14 protein-coding genes are annotated in these 16,134 nt (G+C 64.3%); 3 read left to right on the forward strand and 11 right to left on the reverse strand.

Going from position 1 to position 16,134, the window contains the following annotated elements:
* Positions 1–27 precede the first annotated feature (27 nt).
* From LOY42_RS00505 to LOY42_RS00525, 5 genes are all read right to left on the reverse strand, one after another.
* A complete protein-coding gene (locus LOY42_RS00505; RefSeq protein WP_258599669.1) occupies positions 28–1,431 on the reverse strand; it encodes a pitrilysin family protein in 1,404 nt (467 codons plus the stop codon).
* 31 nt (positions 1,432–1,462) lie between these two features.
* Complete coding sequence (locus LOY42_RS00510) at positions 1,463–3,121, reverse strand: Na/Pi cotransporter family protein (RefSeq protein WP_102683030.1); 1,659 nt, start codon at positions 3,119–3,121, stop codon at positions 1,463–1,465.
* Between the two features lie 225 nt (positions 3,122–3,346).
* Positions 3,347–4,566, reverse strand: a protein-coding gene (locus LOY42_RS00515) for an IS3 family transposase (protein WP_258599081.1) whose coding sequence is annotated in 2 segments (ribosomal slippage) — positions 3,347–4,218 and positions 4,218–4,566 — 1,221 coding nt in all. Because the reading frame shifts where the segments join, the coding sequence is not laid out codon by codon here.
* Positions 4,567–4,673: 107 nt separating this feature from the next.
* Positions 4,674–5,444: a TerC family protein gene (locus tag LOY42_RS00520; protein WP_102683031.1), complete on the reverse strand. Its 771-nt coding sequence runs from the start codon at positions 5,442–5,444 to the stop codon at positions 4,674–4,676.
* Between the two features lie 72 nt (positions 5,445–5,516).
* Positions 5,517–6,824 carry a CitMHS family transporter gene (locus tag LOY42_RS00525; RefSeq protein WP_046853643.1) on the reverse strand — a complete coding sequence of 436 codons (1,308 nt, stop codon included), beginning with the start codon at positions 6,822–6,824 and terminating at the stop codon, positions 5,517–5,519.
* A 268-nt stretch (positions 6,825–7,092) separates the two neighbouring features.
* Between LOY42_RS00525 and LOY42_RS00530 the strand changes: the two genes are divergently transcribed.
* Positions 7,093–7,494 (forward strand): GFA family protein, encoded by a 402-nt coding sequence (locus tag LOY42_RS00530; protein WP_102683033.1) that lies wholly within the window; start codon positions 7,093–7,095, stop codon positions 7,492–7,494.
* Positions 7,495–7,603: 109 nt separating this feature from the next.
* Here LOY42_RS00530 and LOY42_RS00535 read toward each other — a convergent pair whose 3' ends face one another.
* From LOY42_RS00535 to LOY42_RS00560, 6 genes are all read right to left on the reverse strand, one after another.
* Positions 7,604–9,562, reverse strand: coding sequence for a DUF4105 domain-containing protein (locus LOY42_RS00535; protein ID WP_139674576.1), 1,959 nt, complete (start codon positions 9,560–9,562; stop codon positions 7,604–7,606).
* Positions 9,559–9,879 carry a DUF2388 domain-containing protein gene (locus LOY42_RS00540; protein WP_011531558.1) on the reverse strand — a complete coding sequence of 107 codons (321 nt, stop codon included), beginning with the start codon at positions 9,877–9,879 and terminating at the stop codon, positions 9,559–9,561. The genes LOY42_RS00535 and LOY42_RS00540 overlap by 4 nt, the downstream gene beginning before the upstream one ends.
* Positions 9,880–9,914: 35 nt before the next feature.
* Positions 9,915–10,208: a DUF2388 domain-containing protein gene (locus LOY42_RS00545; RefSeq protein WP_139674573.1), complete on the reverse strand. Its 294-nt coding sequence runs from the start codon at positions 10,206–10,208 to the stop codon at positions 9,915–9,917.
* A gap of 86 nt (positions 10,209–10,294) precedes the next feature.
* The gene (locus LOY42_RS00550) at positions 10,295–10,612 is read right to left on the reverse strand and encodes a DUF2388 domain-containing protein (protein ID WP_102683036.1); all 318 of its coding nucleotides are present in this window, start codon (positions 10,610–10,612) and stop codon (positions 10,295–10,297) included.
* Between the two features lie 297 nt (positions 10,613–10,909).
* A complete protein-coding gene (locus tag LOY42_RS00555; protein ID WP_258599670.1) occupies positions 10,910–11,122 on the reverse strand; it encodes a DUF1127 domain-containing protein in 213 nt (70 codons plus the stop codon).
* Positions 11,123–11,476: 354 nt separating this feature from the next.
* Complete coding sequence (locus LOY42_RS00560; RefSeq protein ID WP_038707124.1) at positions 11,477–12,865, reverse strand: NorM family multidrug efflux MATE transporter; 1,389 nt, start codon at positions 12,863–12,865, stop codon at positions 11,477–11,479.
* 155 nt (positions 12,866–13,020) lie between these two features.
* On the opposite strand from LOY42_RS00560, the gene LOY42_RS00565 reads away from it, so the two are divergent.
* Together LOY42_RS00565 and LOY42_RS00570 are read left to right on the forward strand one after the other, a co-directional pair.
* Complete coding sequence (locus LOY42_RS00565) at positions 13,021–13,950, forward strand: LysR substrate-binding domain-containing protein (RefSeq protein ID WP_102683038.1); 930 nt, start codon at positions 13,021–13,023, stop codon at positions 13,948–13,950.
* 182 nt (positions 13,951–14,132) lie between these two features.
* Positions 14,133–16,112: a methyl-accepting chemotaxis protein gene (locus LOY42_RS00570; RefSeq protein ID WP_258599671.1), complete on the forward strand. Its 1,980-nt coding sequence runs from the start codon at positions 14,133–14,135 to the stop codon at positions 16,110–16,112.
* Positions 16,113–16,134: the final 22 nt, after the last annotated feature.

Here is a 16,134-nt window from a genome sequence, read left to right on the forward strand (position 1 = left end):
GCGAACGGCTTACAGGATACCGCCGAATCAAGGCGCCCGTGTAGCACCGCTGGGCTTGGTGTGTGGCCGACGGCGACGGATCAACCCGACCGCCAGTATCAGCCCCAACAACAACGCCACCAGCCCATACAACTCGTCATAGCCCAGCAACGGCTTCTCGATACGCAGGTAACCAGGCTCCTTGAGCAGCTCGCGCAGCGCCGCATCGGCCTGTTTCAGGCTGACCTGGCGAAGTTCTCGCACCGGGTCGGTGAAGCGCCCGTCCTCGTAGGCGTTGAGCGCCCCCCAGTAGTAGTCGGCGAGCGCCGCGTTGCCCTGGGTGGTCCAGCTCTCCCGGGCAATCGCTGCCTCCTTGATGCGGGCGAAGGTGTCCGGGTCCAGGCCATGCTTGCGCAGGTGGTCGAACAACTGCTCGAGTACCTTGAGTGCCTTGTCGAGGTCCTGGCGCTCGAGGTCGGCATTCAGGCTGAGCAGCCCGCTGTCGCCAAAGCTCTCGCGTTGCACCGATGGCCCGTATGAAAGCCCGTGGCGCAGGCGCAACTGGTCGTACAGCGCCCAGTCCAGGTAGCGCGACAGCAGCTCGAGGGTCTGGTCGTGCCCCTCCTCCAGGGTCGGCTCGATGAACAGCCAGTGCAGCTTGACGTTGTCGCCCAGCCAGCCGCGGGTCAGGTCGCGACGCGGCTCGGCCTGCTGGCTGATACTTTCGAGGTTGCGGCGTTCTTCGGGCTCGGTCGCCGGCAGCTCGCCGAAGGTGCGTTCCAGATAGGCCGGCAGCAGGCGGTCGAGGCCGCCGACGACGATCAGCGACATGTTGTTGGCCACATACCAGTGCTCGCGCAACTGCTGGACCTGCTCCAGTGTCATGTCGTCGAGGTTGGAGCGTTCCGGGCATTTCAGGCCCAGCTCGGTGGCCAGCTGGTCACTGGCCGGATGGCCGATGTCCTGGCGATCGAGCCAGCGTTGCAGGCGGCCATAATGGCCACCGTCCTCGCGCTCGATGATCTTTTTCGCGGTGGCCAGCGCCTTGGCGTCGATGTGGGTATCGCGGACCACCGCCAGCAGCAGGTCGAGCACCTTGCGCTGGTTGCGCGCCGGGGCCTCGATGACGAAGGTGGTATTGGCGCTGCTGGTAAAGGCGTTCCACTCCCCGCCCAGGGCCTGGATGCGCTCCTCCAGGCCGCCCTCGCCCGTCTCGTCGATACCGCTGAACAGCAGGTGTTCGAGCAGGTGCGGCAGCTCGCGCTGGTCACAGTCGAAGTCGTCCAGGCCCACGCCCACCACCAGGCGGATCGACACATGATCGCGCTCGTAGCCGGACTTGAGGATCACCTGCAGGCCGTTGGGCAGCAGGTAGCCCTCGACCCGCGAGCGGTCGAGGGCGAGCGTGGGCAGGCTGCAGATCAGCAGGCAAACGAACAACAGGCAACGCATAGGCGAGCTTCGGTCTCCGGGGTGTCGTGGCTCAAGGCTGGCGGGCTTCGTCCGGCACGCTGTCGAGCATCAGCCCGCCGGTATCGGTGCCGCCCAGTACCACATAGGCACTGCTGCAGAACAAAGAGTTCAAACGCTTCATGTCGGCAATGAGCTCCAAGTGTAGCGAACTGGTCTCGATACTCTGCACCACTTTACGTTGCAGGCGGCTGACATGGGCGTGGGCCAGGCGCCGCTCCTGGGCGCGGAAGCGACGTTTCTCGCGCAGCAACTGGTGCGCGCTCTGCGGGTCGGCGCTGAGGAACACCGACAGGCCCAGGCGCAGGTTCGCCAGCAATTGCTCCTGCAGGCCGGTCAACTCCTCCAGGCCGACCTGGGAAAACTCCCGGCGCTGCGAGGTCTTCTGCTGCTGCACCTTGCGCAGCATGCGCTCGATCAGGTCGCTGGCCAGCTTGAGGTTGATCGCCACCTCGATGATCTCTGCCCAGCGCCGGTTTTCCTGTTCGGCGAGGTCTTCACGGGGCATCTGCGCCAGGTACAGCTTGATGGCGTTGTACAGTGCCTCGGCATCCTCCCCGAGGGCCCGAACCTGTTGCGGCAAGGCCGTCTGGGTACCGCGCAGGGCGCCGAGCATGGCCTCGAGCAGGCTGTCGACGATATCGCCCAGGCGCAGGGTCTCGCGCACGGCGTTGACCAGCGCCAGGCTGGGGGTGTTCAACGCGGTCGGGTCCAGGTGGCGTGGCTGGTGGTGGCCATTGCCGTTGTCGCGTTCGGGCAGCAGGTAGCCGCACAGGCGGCCCATGGGTTTGACCGTCGGCAGCATCAGCAGGCAGCGCAAGGTGTTGTAGAGCAGGTGGAAGCCGATCACCAGCTCCTGCGGGCTGAAACTCAGGCTGTCCATCCAGGCCACCAGCGGGTGCAGCACCGGGATGATCAGCAGCAGGCCGATCACCTTGTACAACAGGCTGCCCAGCGCCACCCGGCGCCCGGCGCTGTTCTGCAGGCTGGTGGTAAGGAAGGCGAGCAGGCCGCTGCCGATGTTGGCGCCGATCACCAGGCCGATGGCCACCGGCAGGCTGATTACCTCGGCGCCCGCCAGGGTGGCGGTGAGCAGCACGGCGGCCAGGCTGGAGTAGGAGATCATGGCGAACAGCGCGCCGATCAGGGCATCGAGGAGGATATCGCCGGTGAGCGAGGCGAACAGCACCTTCACCCCTTGGGCGTGGGTGATCGGCGCGGCGGCGTGGACGATCAGCTGCAACGCCAGGATGATCAGGCCCAGGCCGATGCCGACGCGGCCCAGCTGGCCGGCGCGGGTCTGCTTGCGCGAGAGGAAGAAGATCACCCCGAGGAAGATCAGCAGCGGCGACAGCCAGGACAGGTCGAAGGTCAGCACCCGCGCCATCAGTGCGGTCCCGACGTCGGCGCCGAGCATGATCGCCAGGGCCGGGGTCATGGCCATCAGGCCCTGGCCGACGAACGAGGTGACCAGCATGGCGGTGGCGTTGCTGCTCTGCACCATGGCGGTGACCAGGATCCCGGCGATGAAGGCCAGCGGACGCTTGTTCATGTTCTGGCCGAGCACGCGGCGCAGGTTCGAGCCATAGACCCGCAGGATGCCGGTACGCACGATATGGGTGCCCCACACCAGCAACGCCACGGCGGAGAGCAGGTTGAGCAGGGTCAGCATGGTCGGGCCCCCTTTTCTTCTATGCCCCTGGGCGGGGCCAATGGGTGCAGCGGTGAGCCTGGCACGGGGGTGGGCTGTTTTTTCCAGTGCTCACTGAAGCTTTAGTTGTTTTGCCTGGCTGGCGCCAGCTTGGCATGGGTGAAACGTATTTGAAACATGCTCTGGCCTCATCGTCGTGTCTAGTCCTGAAATAGGTTTACACCTGTTCAGGTAGGCCGACAGACCTCAAAACGCCCGATGCACCGCATCGGGCGTTTTGTTTTTCAGGGCCATATGAGGCCGTTCTGTGTTGTAGATCTGCACTGCCTCATCAACCATCTTCCTCGCCTGCTCAAGATCTTCAGGGATCCTCAACAACAGCTCCGTCTTGAGGATTCCGTTGATGCGCTCCGCCAGCGCGTTCTGATAACAGTCATACCCATCAGTCATGGAGCACTGAACGTCGTGCCGTTGGTGCAGTGACTGGTACAGCGTCGAGCAGTATTGGATGCCTCGATCCGAATGATGGACTAATGGCTGGCGACGACGTCGCTTTCGTAAGGCCTGCTTGAAGGCTTGCGCCACTGACTCGGCATGCAGGCTTTCATGGACGTGGTGGCCAACAATTTTCCTGGAGTACGCATCCGTTACCAGGCTCAGATACAGCGGGCCGTTACGTGCGGGCAGATAAGTAATGTCGGCAACCCAGACGTGCTCTGGCCTTGTCGGTACGACTTGGCTTGGGCCGGGCTTAAGTAAGTTGGGATGACGGTAGAAGCGATGAAAGCTCTGCGTTGTCTTGTGATACGCCCGCTTAGGCAGCACTAGCAAGCGGCGCTCACCCAAGACCTGGAAAAGCCTGTCTCGGCCGAGCTGGACTCGTCTGTCAGGTTGGCAATGCAGCAGATAGTGCAGCTTGCGTGTACCCAGACGAGGCTGGCGCATCCGGATTTGCTGTACGAACTCAACCACTCGATCCGTCTGGCGCTCTTTGTCATCAGCGGCTTGGTTGCGCTTGTAGTATGCCTGTCGACTGATGCCTAGAAACTGACAAGCCCTGGCAATGCTCAGTCCTGCGACTTGACCTTGCGTGAGGACTTGCCGGATCGCTTTTTTACGACCGATACACCGTAGTCATTTTTCAGAACATCAACGACCGTCTCAAAGAACTGAGCCTTCTGACTCATCAGCTCAAGCTGCTGCTCAAGCTCTTTGATTCGCTGCTCTGGAGTGAGCGTTTTGGGGTCAGACATCGCGCAGCTCCTCTCGTCGCGGATCGAGGCCCCCTGGCTCCAATCCTGCCGACCGTGCTTACGCAACCATACCAGAACCGTAGATTTTCCTTGGATGCCGTACCGCTCCCGGGCCTGGGTGCAGGTCAGCTCGCCTTTTTCGATCTGATCGACCACTGCCAATTTAAAAGACAGCGAGTAATCACGCTGTGTGCGCTTTACACCTTGATCCATCTGACTCTCCGGAAATTCGGGATGGGAGGTGTAAACCTTATTCAGGACGGGACATCGGCAACAAAAAAAGGCCCCGAAGGGCCCTTTTGCTACCGCGCTTCCTGGGTTTATTGACCCGGGATGTCCTTGCGCAGTTTCACTGGATCGTGTTCCTTGCCCTTCTTGCGTGCCATCGCCGTGCGCATGCGGATGTTGATCGCCTCCACCGCCAGCGAGAAAGCCATGGCGAAGTAGACATAGCCCTTGGGCACATGCACATCGAAGGACTCGGCGATCAACACCGTACCGACGACGATCAGGAACGAAAGTGCGAGCATCTTCAGCGATGGATGCTTGTCGATGAAATCGCTGATGGTGCCGGCGCAGAGCATCATCACCAGCACGGCGACGATGATCGCGGCGATCATCACCGGCACGTGGGAGACCATGCCCACCGCGGTGATCACCGAGTCCAGCGAGAACACGATGTCGATGATGGCGATCTGGATGATGGTGTAGAAGAACTTGCCGCCCGAGCCTTTCGGCTCGTCCGCGCTCTCGTCCTCGCCTTCCAGGCCGTGGTAGATCTCCTGGGAGCTTTTCCACAAGAGGAACAGGCCGCCGAAGAACAGGATCAGGTCGCGCCCGGAGATACCCTCGCCCAGCACATGGAAGAGGTCGTCGGTCAGGCGCATGACCCAGGTGATCGACAGCAGCAGCATGATCCGCGTGACCATGGCCAGGGCCAGGCCGAAGATCCGCGTGCGCGGTTGCATGTGCTTGGGCATGCGGCTGACCAGGATCGAGATCATGATGATGTTGTCGATCCCGAGCACGATCTCAAGCGCGGTGAGGGTGAAAAAGGCAACCCAGATTTCCGGGCTGGTCAGCCATTCCATGTGTATTCCTTCGAGCGGTAAAGGCAAAGCGCCCTGATGGCGGGCGCTTTGCGGTTGGATGAGGCGCTTGTCTTACAGACTGCTGAACAGCGGGAAAGTCCCCAGTGCCAGTGCGCCGAACATTATGCACAGGCACACCAGCACTGCCCACTTGAGGGTGAAGCGTTGGTGGTCGCCGAACTCGATGCCGGCCAGGGCCACCAGCAGGTAGGTGGAGGGTACCAGTGGGCTGAGCAGGTGTACCGGCTGCCCGACGATCGACGCGCGGGCCATTTCAACCGGGGTGACGCCGTAGTGGCTGGCGAACTCCGACAGCACCGGCAGCACGCCGTAGTAGAAGGCGTCGTTGGACATGAAGAAGGTGAACGGCATGCTGACCAGTGCGGTGATCACCGCCATGTAGGGGCCGAACGCTTCCGGGATCACCGCCAGCAGGCTCTTGGACATGGCATCGACCATGCCGGTCCCCGACAGGATGCCGGTGAAGATGCCAGCGGCGAAGATCAACCCGCTCACGGCCAGCACGCTGGAGGCGTGGGCGGCGATGCGGTCCTTCTGCTGCTGCAGGCACGGGTAGTTGACGATCATGGCGATGCTGAAGGCGATCATGAACAGCACCGGCAGGGGCAGCACGCCGGCGATCAGCGCGACCATCAGCGCGGCGGTCAGGGCGCCGTTGAACCACAGCAGCTTGGGCCGGCGGGCTTCCGGGAACTGCGACACGCTGATTTCGCTGTGGTCGATGTCGTCGGTCGGCAGGTGCAGTTCACCGAGGCGGGCACGTTCGCGCAGGCCGTACCAGTAGGCGATGGCGAGGATCGCCAGTACACCGAAGGCCATGGCCGGGATCATCGGCACGAAGATGTCAGAAGGGTCCACGTGCAGGGCGCTGGCGGCGCGCGCGGTAGGGCCGCCCCATGGGGTCATGTTCATCACCCCGCCAGCGAGGATGATCAGGCCGGCCATGATCCGCGGGCTCATCCCCAGGCGGCTGTACATCGGCAGCATGGCGGCGCAGCAGATCATGTAGGTGGTGGCGCCGTCACCGTCCAGGGACACCACCAGGGCCAGCACCGCGGTGCCGACCGAAACTTTCAGCGGGTCGCCCTTGACCAGCTTGAGGATCTTGCGCACGGCTGGGTCGAACAGGCCGGAGTCGATCATCAAGGCGAAGTAGAGAATGGCGAACATCAGCATCACGCCAGTGGGCGCGAGCTTGCTGATGCCCTGCAGCATCATCGGGCCGATGTCGCTGTAGAAGCCGCCGAACAGGGCGAACAGGATCGGTACCAGGATCAGCGCGATCAAGGCCGACAGGCGCTTGGTCATGATCAGGTACATGAAGGTGATGACCATGGCGAAGCCGAGGAAGGTCAGCATGGCGGTACTCCAGGCGTGGCGCGGCGAAAGGAAGGACGATTCGGGCGGATCAGCGCGTCAGGCGCTGCGCGAGGAGCAGGCGGAGGGGGACTGCGAAAAGGCGGGCACAGGAAAACATCAGAATCACCATTGTTGTTGTTGATTGGGCCGGGCGCGGAAGTTTCCGGGTGCCCTGGCTGACCGGTCTGCTGCCGGTGGTGGCGCTATCCTATGTGGGCAAGCTTTCAGTCAGCTTTCGCCCGGTGCAAGGCGACGGGAGGTCATTTCGATGGTGGATGTCGTGGAAGGCGGGTGCCATTGCGGTGCCCTGCGTTATCGCTTGTCGGGCGCCCTGGGCGATGTCGCCCATTGCCATTGCTCGATCTGCCGGCGGGTCAGCGGGGGCACTCTGGTGACCTGGGTCACCCTGCCCTTCGAGGCTTTCCAGTGGTTGGCGGGCTCACCGCAGCGCTACATGGCGCCGGAAACCTGTAGCCGTTATTTCTGTGGCAGTTGTGGGGCGCACGTGGCGCTGGTGACGGCCCATAGCCCAGATTCGATCGATGTGACCGTGGCGACGCTGGATCACCCGGAGCGGGTTCCGGCCAATCGGCATATCTGGGTGGGGAGCCGGTTGCCATGGTTGCAGGTGGATCAGGGGTTGCCGGAGGAAGACGAGGAAAACCTGTAGGGCATTGTGCTGCCTCTTCTGGCCCTATCGCCGGCAAGCCGGCTCCCACAGGGTTATGCGATCCCTGTGGGAGCCGGCTTGCCGGCGATAGAGGCTGACCTGCCATGTACTAGGGCAGCTGCAACCCCCCGGCCGCCTTGTGCAACGCCCTCAGGTGCTCGCCCACCTGCTTGATATTGGCCTCCACCGCCTTGATTTCCCTGCCCCGTTCGGGCCCCAGCAGCGCCCTCACCTGCTGGTCGAGGTCGGTGCTCAGGCGCAGCAGCTGTGCCTGGCGCTCGCTGCTCACCTGTTCCAGTTGCTTGCGCTCTTCCGGCTGCGGCAGGCCGTAGCCCCCTGCCCCGAGCAGCTCCGCCGGGCGGCTGAGGAAGCCGCTGTTGGCCAGCATCGCCTGCAAGGTCTCGTTGGCCTTGTCGAAACTGCCGTCCTTGAGTGCCCGCCCGTTCAGGTAGCGTTGCTTGACCTCATCCTGGGCCAGCAGCAGCTGGCGCCGCAGCCCGGCCTGTTCGAGCAGCAGCAAGGCCGCGCTGGTGCGCAGGTCGGCGCGGTCGAACCACTGGCGGCGCTGCTCGGCGTCCAGCGCCAACCAGTCTTCCACCGTCGTCTGTTTGATTGGCAGCTGCTTGCGCAACACCTCGAACATCGCCTGGTAGCGGTCGCGGTAAGAGTCGAAGCGATAGCCCAGGCGCAGGGCTTCGCGTGGATCGTCGAGCACGCTGGTATTGGCCAGCCCCCTGCCCTTCATGACCTCGAGCAGGCCGTTGGGCATGATGCTGTCCAGGTCATTCAGGCGTGGATTGCCGGTGCCGCTGCGCAGCAGCTTGAGCGACTCCACCGCGCAGTTGTTGGACAGGAAGTAGTAGTTGCCGTCGTAGCTCCAGTGCATCTCGGCGGCCTGGCGCACAAGGTTCTCGATCTCGGCGCGACTGAGCTTGAGCGGCACCGAGGCCAGGCTGCGCAGCTCGGTCTTGGTGTACTCGTCGATCACCTGCCCCAACGGCAGCACGAACAGCCGCGACGGGTAGGCGCCGACCAGGCCGTCCCAGCTGGACAGCTGCACATCATTGACGAAGGCGCGGTACGACAGCACCAGGCTCTGGTCGAGGTCCAGGCGACAGGCCGGCCCGCGTGGGCGGCCCGGGGCGCAGATCACCAGGCGCAGCATGCTGTGGCCCCAGCGGCTGACCCAGTTCTGGTTGGCTTCTGCCAGCAGGTAGTCGACCTCGTAGACCCGCTCCGGGTCGATCTCGCCCAAGGGTTGGCGGGCAAAGTCGTTGCCGGCGTTGAGGAACGGCAGGCCCTTGGCGCAGACATCTTGTTGCGGCGCCCAGGCAAAGTGGTCGCGCAGGTACTGGTTCAGTGCCGGCCGGCGGCAGCCGTAGCTGGGATCGAGGAGGAAGTACTCCATGTTGACCGCGACGAATTCCTTCGGGCTGCTCAGCTCGTAGGGGTCCGGGCTGCGCACCAGCTGGCCGTTGTGCTGCTCGCGCTCGCCGCGCCGGCCGACGTACTGCGGCCAGCCGGCCAGGTCCAGCAGGCGCGGGTCGTCGCTCAAGGTGAAGCGGCGTTCGGCCTGGCCGCGACAGTCCTGCGGCAGGCCGACTTTGCCAAGCGCGCCCTGCTGGCGCTTGCAGCGGCTGATCAGCTGGCGCTCAGCCTCCGGCCACAGGCGGGCGCGGTCATAGATGTGGGTAAGCTCATGGAGCACGGTGGCCAGCAGTTCTTCGCGGACGGTGCCATGGGGGCGGTTGGTCTTCTCGCGGGCGGCGCTGCCATCCACGAGGCCCGGTAGCAGGCGTCGGTTTAGATCCAGGCTGGCGACCGGCGAGGCCTGGCCATAGGCATCCTCGGGCATGCGTGTGGTCCAGCTGACCAGGATCTGCCGGTCGAGTTGCTGCTTGAAGCGCGGTGGCAGCTTGGCCATGGCTTCGTCGAGCAGCACCTGGCTGGCCTGCCGTTGCGAAGGGTCGAGGCCGTCGGTCTGCAGCACCAGCTGCAGATCGGCCAGGGCGGGCGTGCCAAGCAGCGTCAGGGCGCAGCCCAGCAGCCAGGCACGCATGCGCTTCACAGGGCGAGGATGGCTTCGGCCAGCACCTGGTCGCTGGCGTCGCGGGCTTCGGGCACACGGGCGCGCAAGGTGTCGAAGGCGGCTTCGAGCTGCGCGCCGCGGATGTCGCCATTGCTGGCGACGAAGCTGGCGGCGTCGTCGTGGGCTTCACGCACCACTTTCGAGTCGCGAATCGAGGTGGTGGTGTCGGAGGTGAAGTCGATCGACCGGCCAAAGGCGCGGACGATGATGTTGCTGGTGGCCACCAGGGTGTGTGCCTGGGCCAGGTCGGCGAGCAGCAGCATGCCGAGGGTGGCGGCGATCAGCGGTTTACGCATGGAGCATCTCCGGAAATACAAGGGAGCGGGTGTAGTTATTGGACGAGAATCGCCTCGGCCAGTTCACGGTCGCCGACAGAGTGCCGGGCGCTGCCGTGGCGCAGGGCGTCGAACGCCGCCTCCAGGCGGGCGCCACGGATCAGGCCGTCGCTGGCGACGAACGCGGCTGCATCGTCACGGGCCGCGACGATCCGTTTGCGGTCGAAGGGGGCGGCAGTCACTTGGCTGGTGACGTAACCCGTGATGACCAGGCTCTGGGTGGTGGCATCCATCGCCTGGGCGCTGTTCATGCAGGCCAGGGCGACAAAGGAAAGCAGTAGGTAACGCATGGGCTTTGAAGTGGCGATTGTCTCGGGCTGCGAAGGCTACCCCGGATGCACGGCTCGGGGCCAGTGAATCCGGGGCAAGGGCAAGATCAGATGGCGAGGATGGCGCGCGCCAGCTGCGCATCGCTGGCTTGCAGGGCCGGCAACTGCTGGCGGATGTGCACGAATGCGCTTTCCAGCTTGGCGCCGCGGATGGCGCCATCGCTGCCGACGAAGCTGGCGGCATCGTCACGGGCGGCCTTGACGATCTTGTCGTCGCGGAACGAGGAGGAGATATCGGACGTGGCATCGGTCGAGGCGGCTACGGCGCCGACGACGGCATCGGTGGTGACGACGAAACTGGTGGCGTGGGCGGCACCGGTGAGGGACAGCAGCAAGGCGGCGCCAATCAGGTGATAACGGGACATGTTGGTGGACTCCTGCACAGGGTCAAGGGTGGTTCTGGTTATCGGACGCTCGCTTGGCTCGTCACGGTACTTTATATGCCAGGCGCGTAAGACAAGCGTAACACGCGGCGGTTCTGACGCCTGGACGCGGAAAACGGATCAAATCGTAACTGTATCTGTAGATTTTCAGTTTTATTAAACTGTTATGCTTGCGTGCGCGAGTGCTCTATTGCACGGCTTAAAACAAAAAACCCGCCGCAGTTGCCTGCGACGGGTTCTTGAGAATTCACGGTGCCGGCCTGGGCCGGCGGCCGGCGCTTAGCGCCAGAAAGGCTTGCTCAGCTCTTCGTAGCGCTGCGACTCGCTGATACCGGCGTCGGCCAGCAGGCGGGAGTCCAGGCGCGCCAGCTGGCGGCGGCTGGCCATGCGGCGCTGCCACAGTACCAGGGTGGACAGGAGGCGCAGCGGCAGGGCGGCGTTGGAAGCTTGGGCGTTTTCGAAAACCAGGTCGGAACTGAGGGTACGTTCCATGATGTGTCATCCTTCCGCTTGTGGCGGCATTAGGGAGTGATTTAACTGGTGCCCATCTTCCTCCTCTCTCGTCCAGAACAGTAGGTACAGTTCAGGTGTATTGTGATGGGCCAGTTAACTGTTGAAAGCGACTGTTGCACCGGTTATTGAGGGAACTGTACTGGTGCGCACTTTTTTGGTGCGGTTTTGTGGTGTTGGCAGGGAAATGGTCGGCAGGAAGTGAGGTATATAGCAGTACAGTAGTACAGTTTTTAGATGGATGCTGACTTCAAAGTGTTCAGCGATACAGTTGCGGCGCTTGTGAAATCGAGCGCCGCCCGCGCGGCGATGGCGCGCGCAGCGGCTCCGGGGGGCTCAGACCGACAATGCTGCCCGCCGTGCACGCTCAGCCTTGCCCAGCAGCCGCTTCATCCGCCATTCGAAGCCGAACGTCAGCGCCACCGCTGCGCAGGCCAGACCCAGGGCCAGCCCCCACCAGATACCCTGTGCACCGCCACCGAAGGTGAAGGCGAACAGCCAGGCACTTGGCGCACCCACAAGCCAGTAGCACACCAGGCCGATCAGGAAGGTGGTCTTGGCGTCCTTCAGGCCGCGGATCGAGCCCATGGCAATGGTCTGCACGCCATCGAACAGTTCGAACCACGCCGCCACCATCACCAATTGCACGGCCAGCATGAAGATCGCGGCGAAGGCCGGGTCGTTGCGGTCGATGAACAGCCCGACCAGGGCATCCGGCAGCAACCAGAACAGTGCCGCGAAGGCGAACATCAGCGATGCGCCAAAACCAATGCCCACGCGCCCGGCGCTACGGGCCGCCAGCAAGTTGCCGGCGCCGTAATAAAGGCCGACGCGCATGGTCACCGCATACGAAAGGCCCGTCGGCACCATGAACGCGGTGGAGACGATCTGCAGGGCGATCTGGTGCGCCGCCAGCTCCGTGCTGCCGAGCACGCCCATGCACAGGGCGGCAAAGGCGAACAGACCAACTTCGACCATATAGGTGCCGCCGATCGGCAGGCCCAGCCGCCACAGCTCGCGCAGTGCCGGCAGGGAAGGGCGCAGCAGGCCCTTGCGCAGCGGGTAGGCGGCATAGGCCTTGTGCCAGCGGATATACAGTGCGAGCGCGATGGCCATGCCCAGGGTCACCACCGCCGTGACCAGGCCAATACCCATCAGCCCCAGCTTGGGCAGGCCGAACATGCCTTCGATCAGGGCGTGGTTGAACAGGTAGTTGAACACCGTGCCCACCAGGCTGATGACCATCACCGGCGTGGAGTGGCCCAGGGCACTGGTAAAACCGCGCAGGGCCATGAAAGTCATGTAGCCGGGGAGGGCGAGCGGCAGCAGGGTCAGCAACTGCATCGCCGAGTCGACGTTCTCCGGCTTCTGGCCGAACAACAGCAGCACCGGCTTGAGGTTCCACATCACCAGTGCCGAGACCAGCGCCAGGCCCCAGGCCAGCCACAGGCCGCTCTGCGCCAGGCGGGTGACGCCCTCGATGTCGTTGGCGCCCTTGCGGATGGCCACCAGCGTGCCGACCGCGGCGATCACGCCCAGGCAGAAGATCGACACGAACGAGTAGCTCGCCGCGCCCAGGCCACCGCCGGCCAGGGCCTGCGGGCTGATGCGGGCCATCATCAGGGTGTCGGTGAGCACCATCAGCATGTGCGCCAACTGCGAGGCGATCAGCGGCCCGGCCAGGCGCAGCAAAGCCTTGAGTTCGGTGGTGGGCGCGACGTGCATGGGGGCGGTCCTTCTTGATGATTCTGGAAGCGAGCCGTCGATTCTGAGGCTTCGGTCAGCTTTGCACAAAAGGATAAATGCGATCGGTGTCATGAGTCTGACTCATGCCTGTATGATCATTTGCTCCTATCCAGCTCCCGTATGACAGGTGCGCCATGATTCGCCAACTGCCTCCGCTTTATGCGTTGCGCGCATTTGAAGCCGCTGCTCGGCTGAGCTCGTTCACCCGCGCCGGGGAAGAGCTGGCGATTACCCAGAGCGCGGTCAGCCGGCATATCCGCACCCTGGAGGAGCATTTCGCCTGTCGCCTGTTCGTGCGCAATGGCCGCAGCTTGCAGCTGACCGAAGCCGCGCGCATGCTGCTGCCTGGTGTGCGTGATGGTTTTGCTTCCCTGGAGCGGGCTTGCGAAACCTTGCGCGGCGAAGATGACATCCTGCGCATGAAGGCCCCTTCAACCCTGACCATGCGCTGGCTGCTGGCGCGCCTGAGTCGCTTCCGCCATCTGCAGCCCGGCAACGAGGTGCAACTCACCAGTGCCTGGATGGATGTCGACCATGTCGACTTCAACCAGGAGCCGTTCGACTGTGCAGTGCTGCTCAGCGATGGCAGCTTCCCGGCGGACTGGGAAGTGCGCCGGTTGTTCTCCGAGTTGCTGATTCCGGTAGGTGCGCCGGACCTGCTCGATGATGCGCCTTGGGACGAGCGCCGCCTGGCCGGTATCGAGCTGCTGCATCCCACGCCGGACAAGCGCGACTGGCGGGCTTGGCTGGCGCGCATGGGCCTGACCGACAAGATCTCGCTCAAGGGCGGGCAGGTGTTCGACACCTTGGAGCTGGGCATGATCGCCGCCGCGCGGGGCTACGGAATCTCCATGGGCGACCTGCTGATGGTGGCCGAGGATGTGGCGCAGCGGCGGTTGAGCCTGCCCTGGCCGACTGCGGTAGCCAGCGGCATGGACTACTACCTGGTGTGGCCACGGACCCGGCCGGGCGGGGAGCGGTTGCGCCGGCTCAGTGTGTTTTTGCAGGAGGAGGCGGCGGCGATGGATTTGCCGGCTGTGCAAATCCTGTCGGCACAGGGCTGACAACCCCTCTGAGGCCACGGCAAGAAAACGTTTGCGAATATCCCGGTCCTGCACTCAAGTATTTCCTACAGACGCCGATCAACTTGCACCAGCGTCCCGGAAGAGGACGCGATTCCCCGTCGATATGCAGCGGGCGGTCAGCGTGATCAGGACGATCCCGGCCTCTTGCCAGGAGCCTTGCCATGTCTCAACCGCGTGCCCGAATCGCCTCGCAGCTCGGGATTGCCCTCGCCATCGTGCTGGCGCTGGTGATCACCGGTAGCACCCTGTTCGCCCTGCGTTCGCTGGACGACGCCAACCTCACCACGCGCCAGGCGCACCTGGCCAGCGAGGCGCGGCTGCTGGCCGATCAGCTCGATACCTTCCACGGTTCGCTAAAGGACAATACCCAGCGCCTGAGCGGTCTGTTCGAGCGGCGGTTCGCCAGCGGACTGGCGCTGCACGCGGGGGAAACGGTCAACGTCGCAGGTGTCGCGACGCCTGCGCTGTACCTGGGTGACCACCTGTTGAACAACGATTTCCACCAGGTCGACGAGTTCCAGCAGATGACGGCCGGTGTTGCGACCCTGTTCGTGCGCAGCGGTGACGACTTCGTGCGCATTAGCACCAGCCTGACCAAGCAGGACGGCAGCCGCGCCATCGGCACCCAGCTCGACCGCCAGCACCCGGCTTATCCGAAACTGATAGCCGGGCAGACCTACGTCGGCCGTGCCGTGCTGTTCGAGCGCAACTACATGACCCGCTATGTGCCGGTGCGCGATAGCGGTGGCCGGGTGATCGCAGTGCTGTTCGTCGGCTTCGACTACACCGACGCGCAGAACGCCCAGTTCGCCAACCTCAAGCGCTTCCGCATCGGCCAGACCGGTTCGCTGGCGTTGCTGGACGAGCAGGGCAAGTGGCTGGTGCCGCCGGCCGAGGTGCGCGACGGCGAGGCGGCGGCCCAGGCGGTCAAGGCGATCAAACCGGGGGCAGGGCAGTTCTGGGCCGGTGCCGGCGAGCCTTTGCTCAGCGTCACCGAGCCGTTCGCCGAGGGGCCGTGGACCGTGGTGGCAAGCATGCCCGAGGGCGAGATCCGCGAAGTGACCTGGAGCGTCGGCCTGCGCCTGGCCATCGGCAGCGTACTGGCGATGCTGCTGGCCGTGGCCGCGACCCTCTGGCTGCTGCGCCGCAAACTGCGCCCGCTGGGCGACCTGGTGCGCCAGGCCGAAGCCCTCGGCGCTGGCGACCTGAATGCCCGCCTGAGCGTCACCAGCCATGACGAGATCGGCCAGCTCGCCCGCAGCTTCAACAAGATGGGCGATGCCCTGGCGACCATGGTCGAGCATATCCGTGCCGCCTCCGACCAGGTCAGTGGCCGTGCCCGCTCGTTGTCGGGCCTGTCGTCCGGCGCCTGCGAGGGCATGGACCAGCAGTCCGGCGAGATCACCAGCATGGCCGGTGCGGTGGAGGAGTTCAGTGCCACCTCGATGAACATTGCCGACAACATGGCCGGGACCGAGCGCATGGCCCGCGATAACGCGCAGCAGACCCGTATCGGTCGCAGCGCCATGGACGAAGCCTCGGTTTCCCTGCGGCAGATCGCCGAGGCACTGGGCGGTACTGCCAGTGTGATGGACACCTTGGGCGCTCGCTCGCAGGAGATCGGCGGCATTGTCGGCGTGATCACCTCGATTGCCGAGCAGACCAACCTGCTGGCGCTCAATGCCGCCATCGAAGCGGCCCGGGCTGGCGAGCAGGGCCGTGGTTTCGCCGTGGTCGCCGACGAGGTCCGCGGCCTGGCCGCGCGCACCCGCCAGGCCACCGACGAGATCTCGGGCATGATCGCCAGCATCCAGCAGCAGACCGGCCATGCCATCAGCACGCTGGAGCAGGGCAACCAGCTGATGCAGGAAGGCCTGGCGCGCAACGACAAGGTGGCCGAAGCCCTGGCGCGCATCGATGAGCAGAGCCGGGTGGCGGGCGAGCAGTTCGCCGTGATCAGCACCGCGACCCAGGAGCAGAGCAGCACCGCGACGGTGCTCAGCCGCAACCTGCAGAGCATCGCCCAGGCCAACAGCGAACAGCGCGATGTGGCCAATGAACTGGCCATGACGGCCCGCGAGCTGGAAGGACTGGCGGGGCAGTTGCGCCAGGAAGTGGATCGGTTCCGGACTCATCGGTAGTGCATTGGGGCCGCAAAGCGGC

This window comes from Pseudomonas sp. B21-023 (assembly GCF_024749165.1).
In the GTDB taxonomy this organism is placed as follows: Bacteria; Pseudomonadota; Gammaproteobacteria; order Pseudomonadales; family Pseudomonadaceae; genus Aquipseudomonas.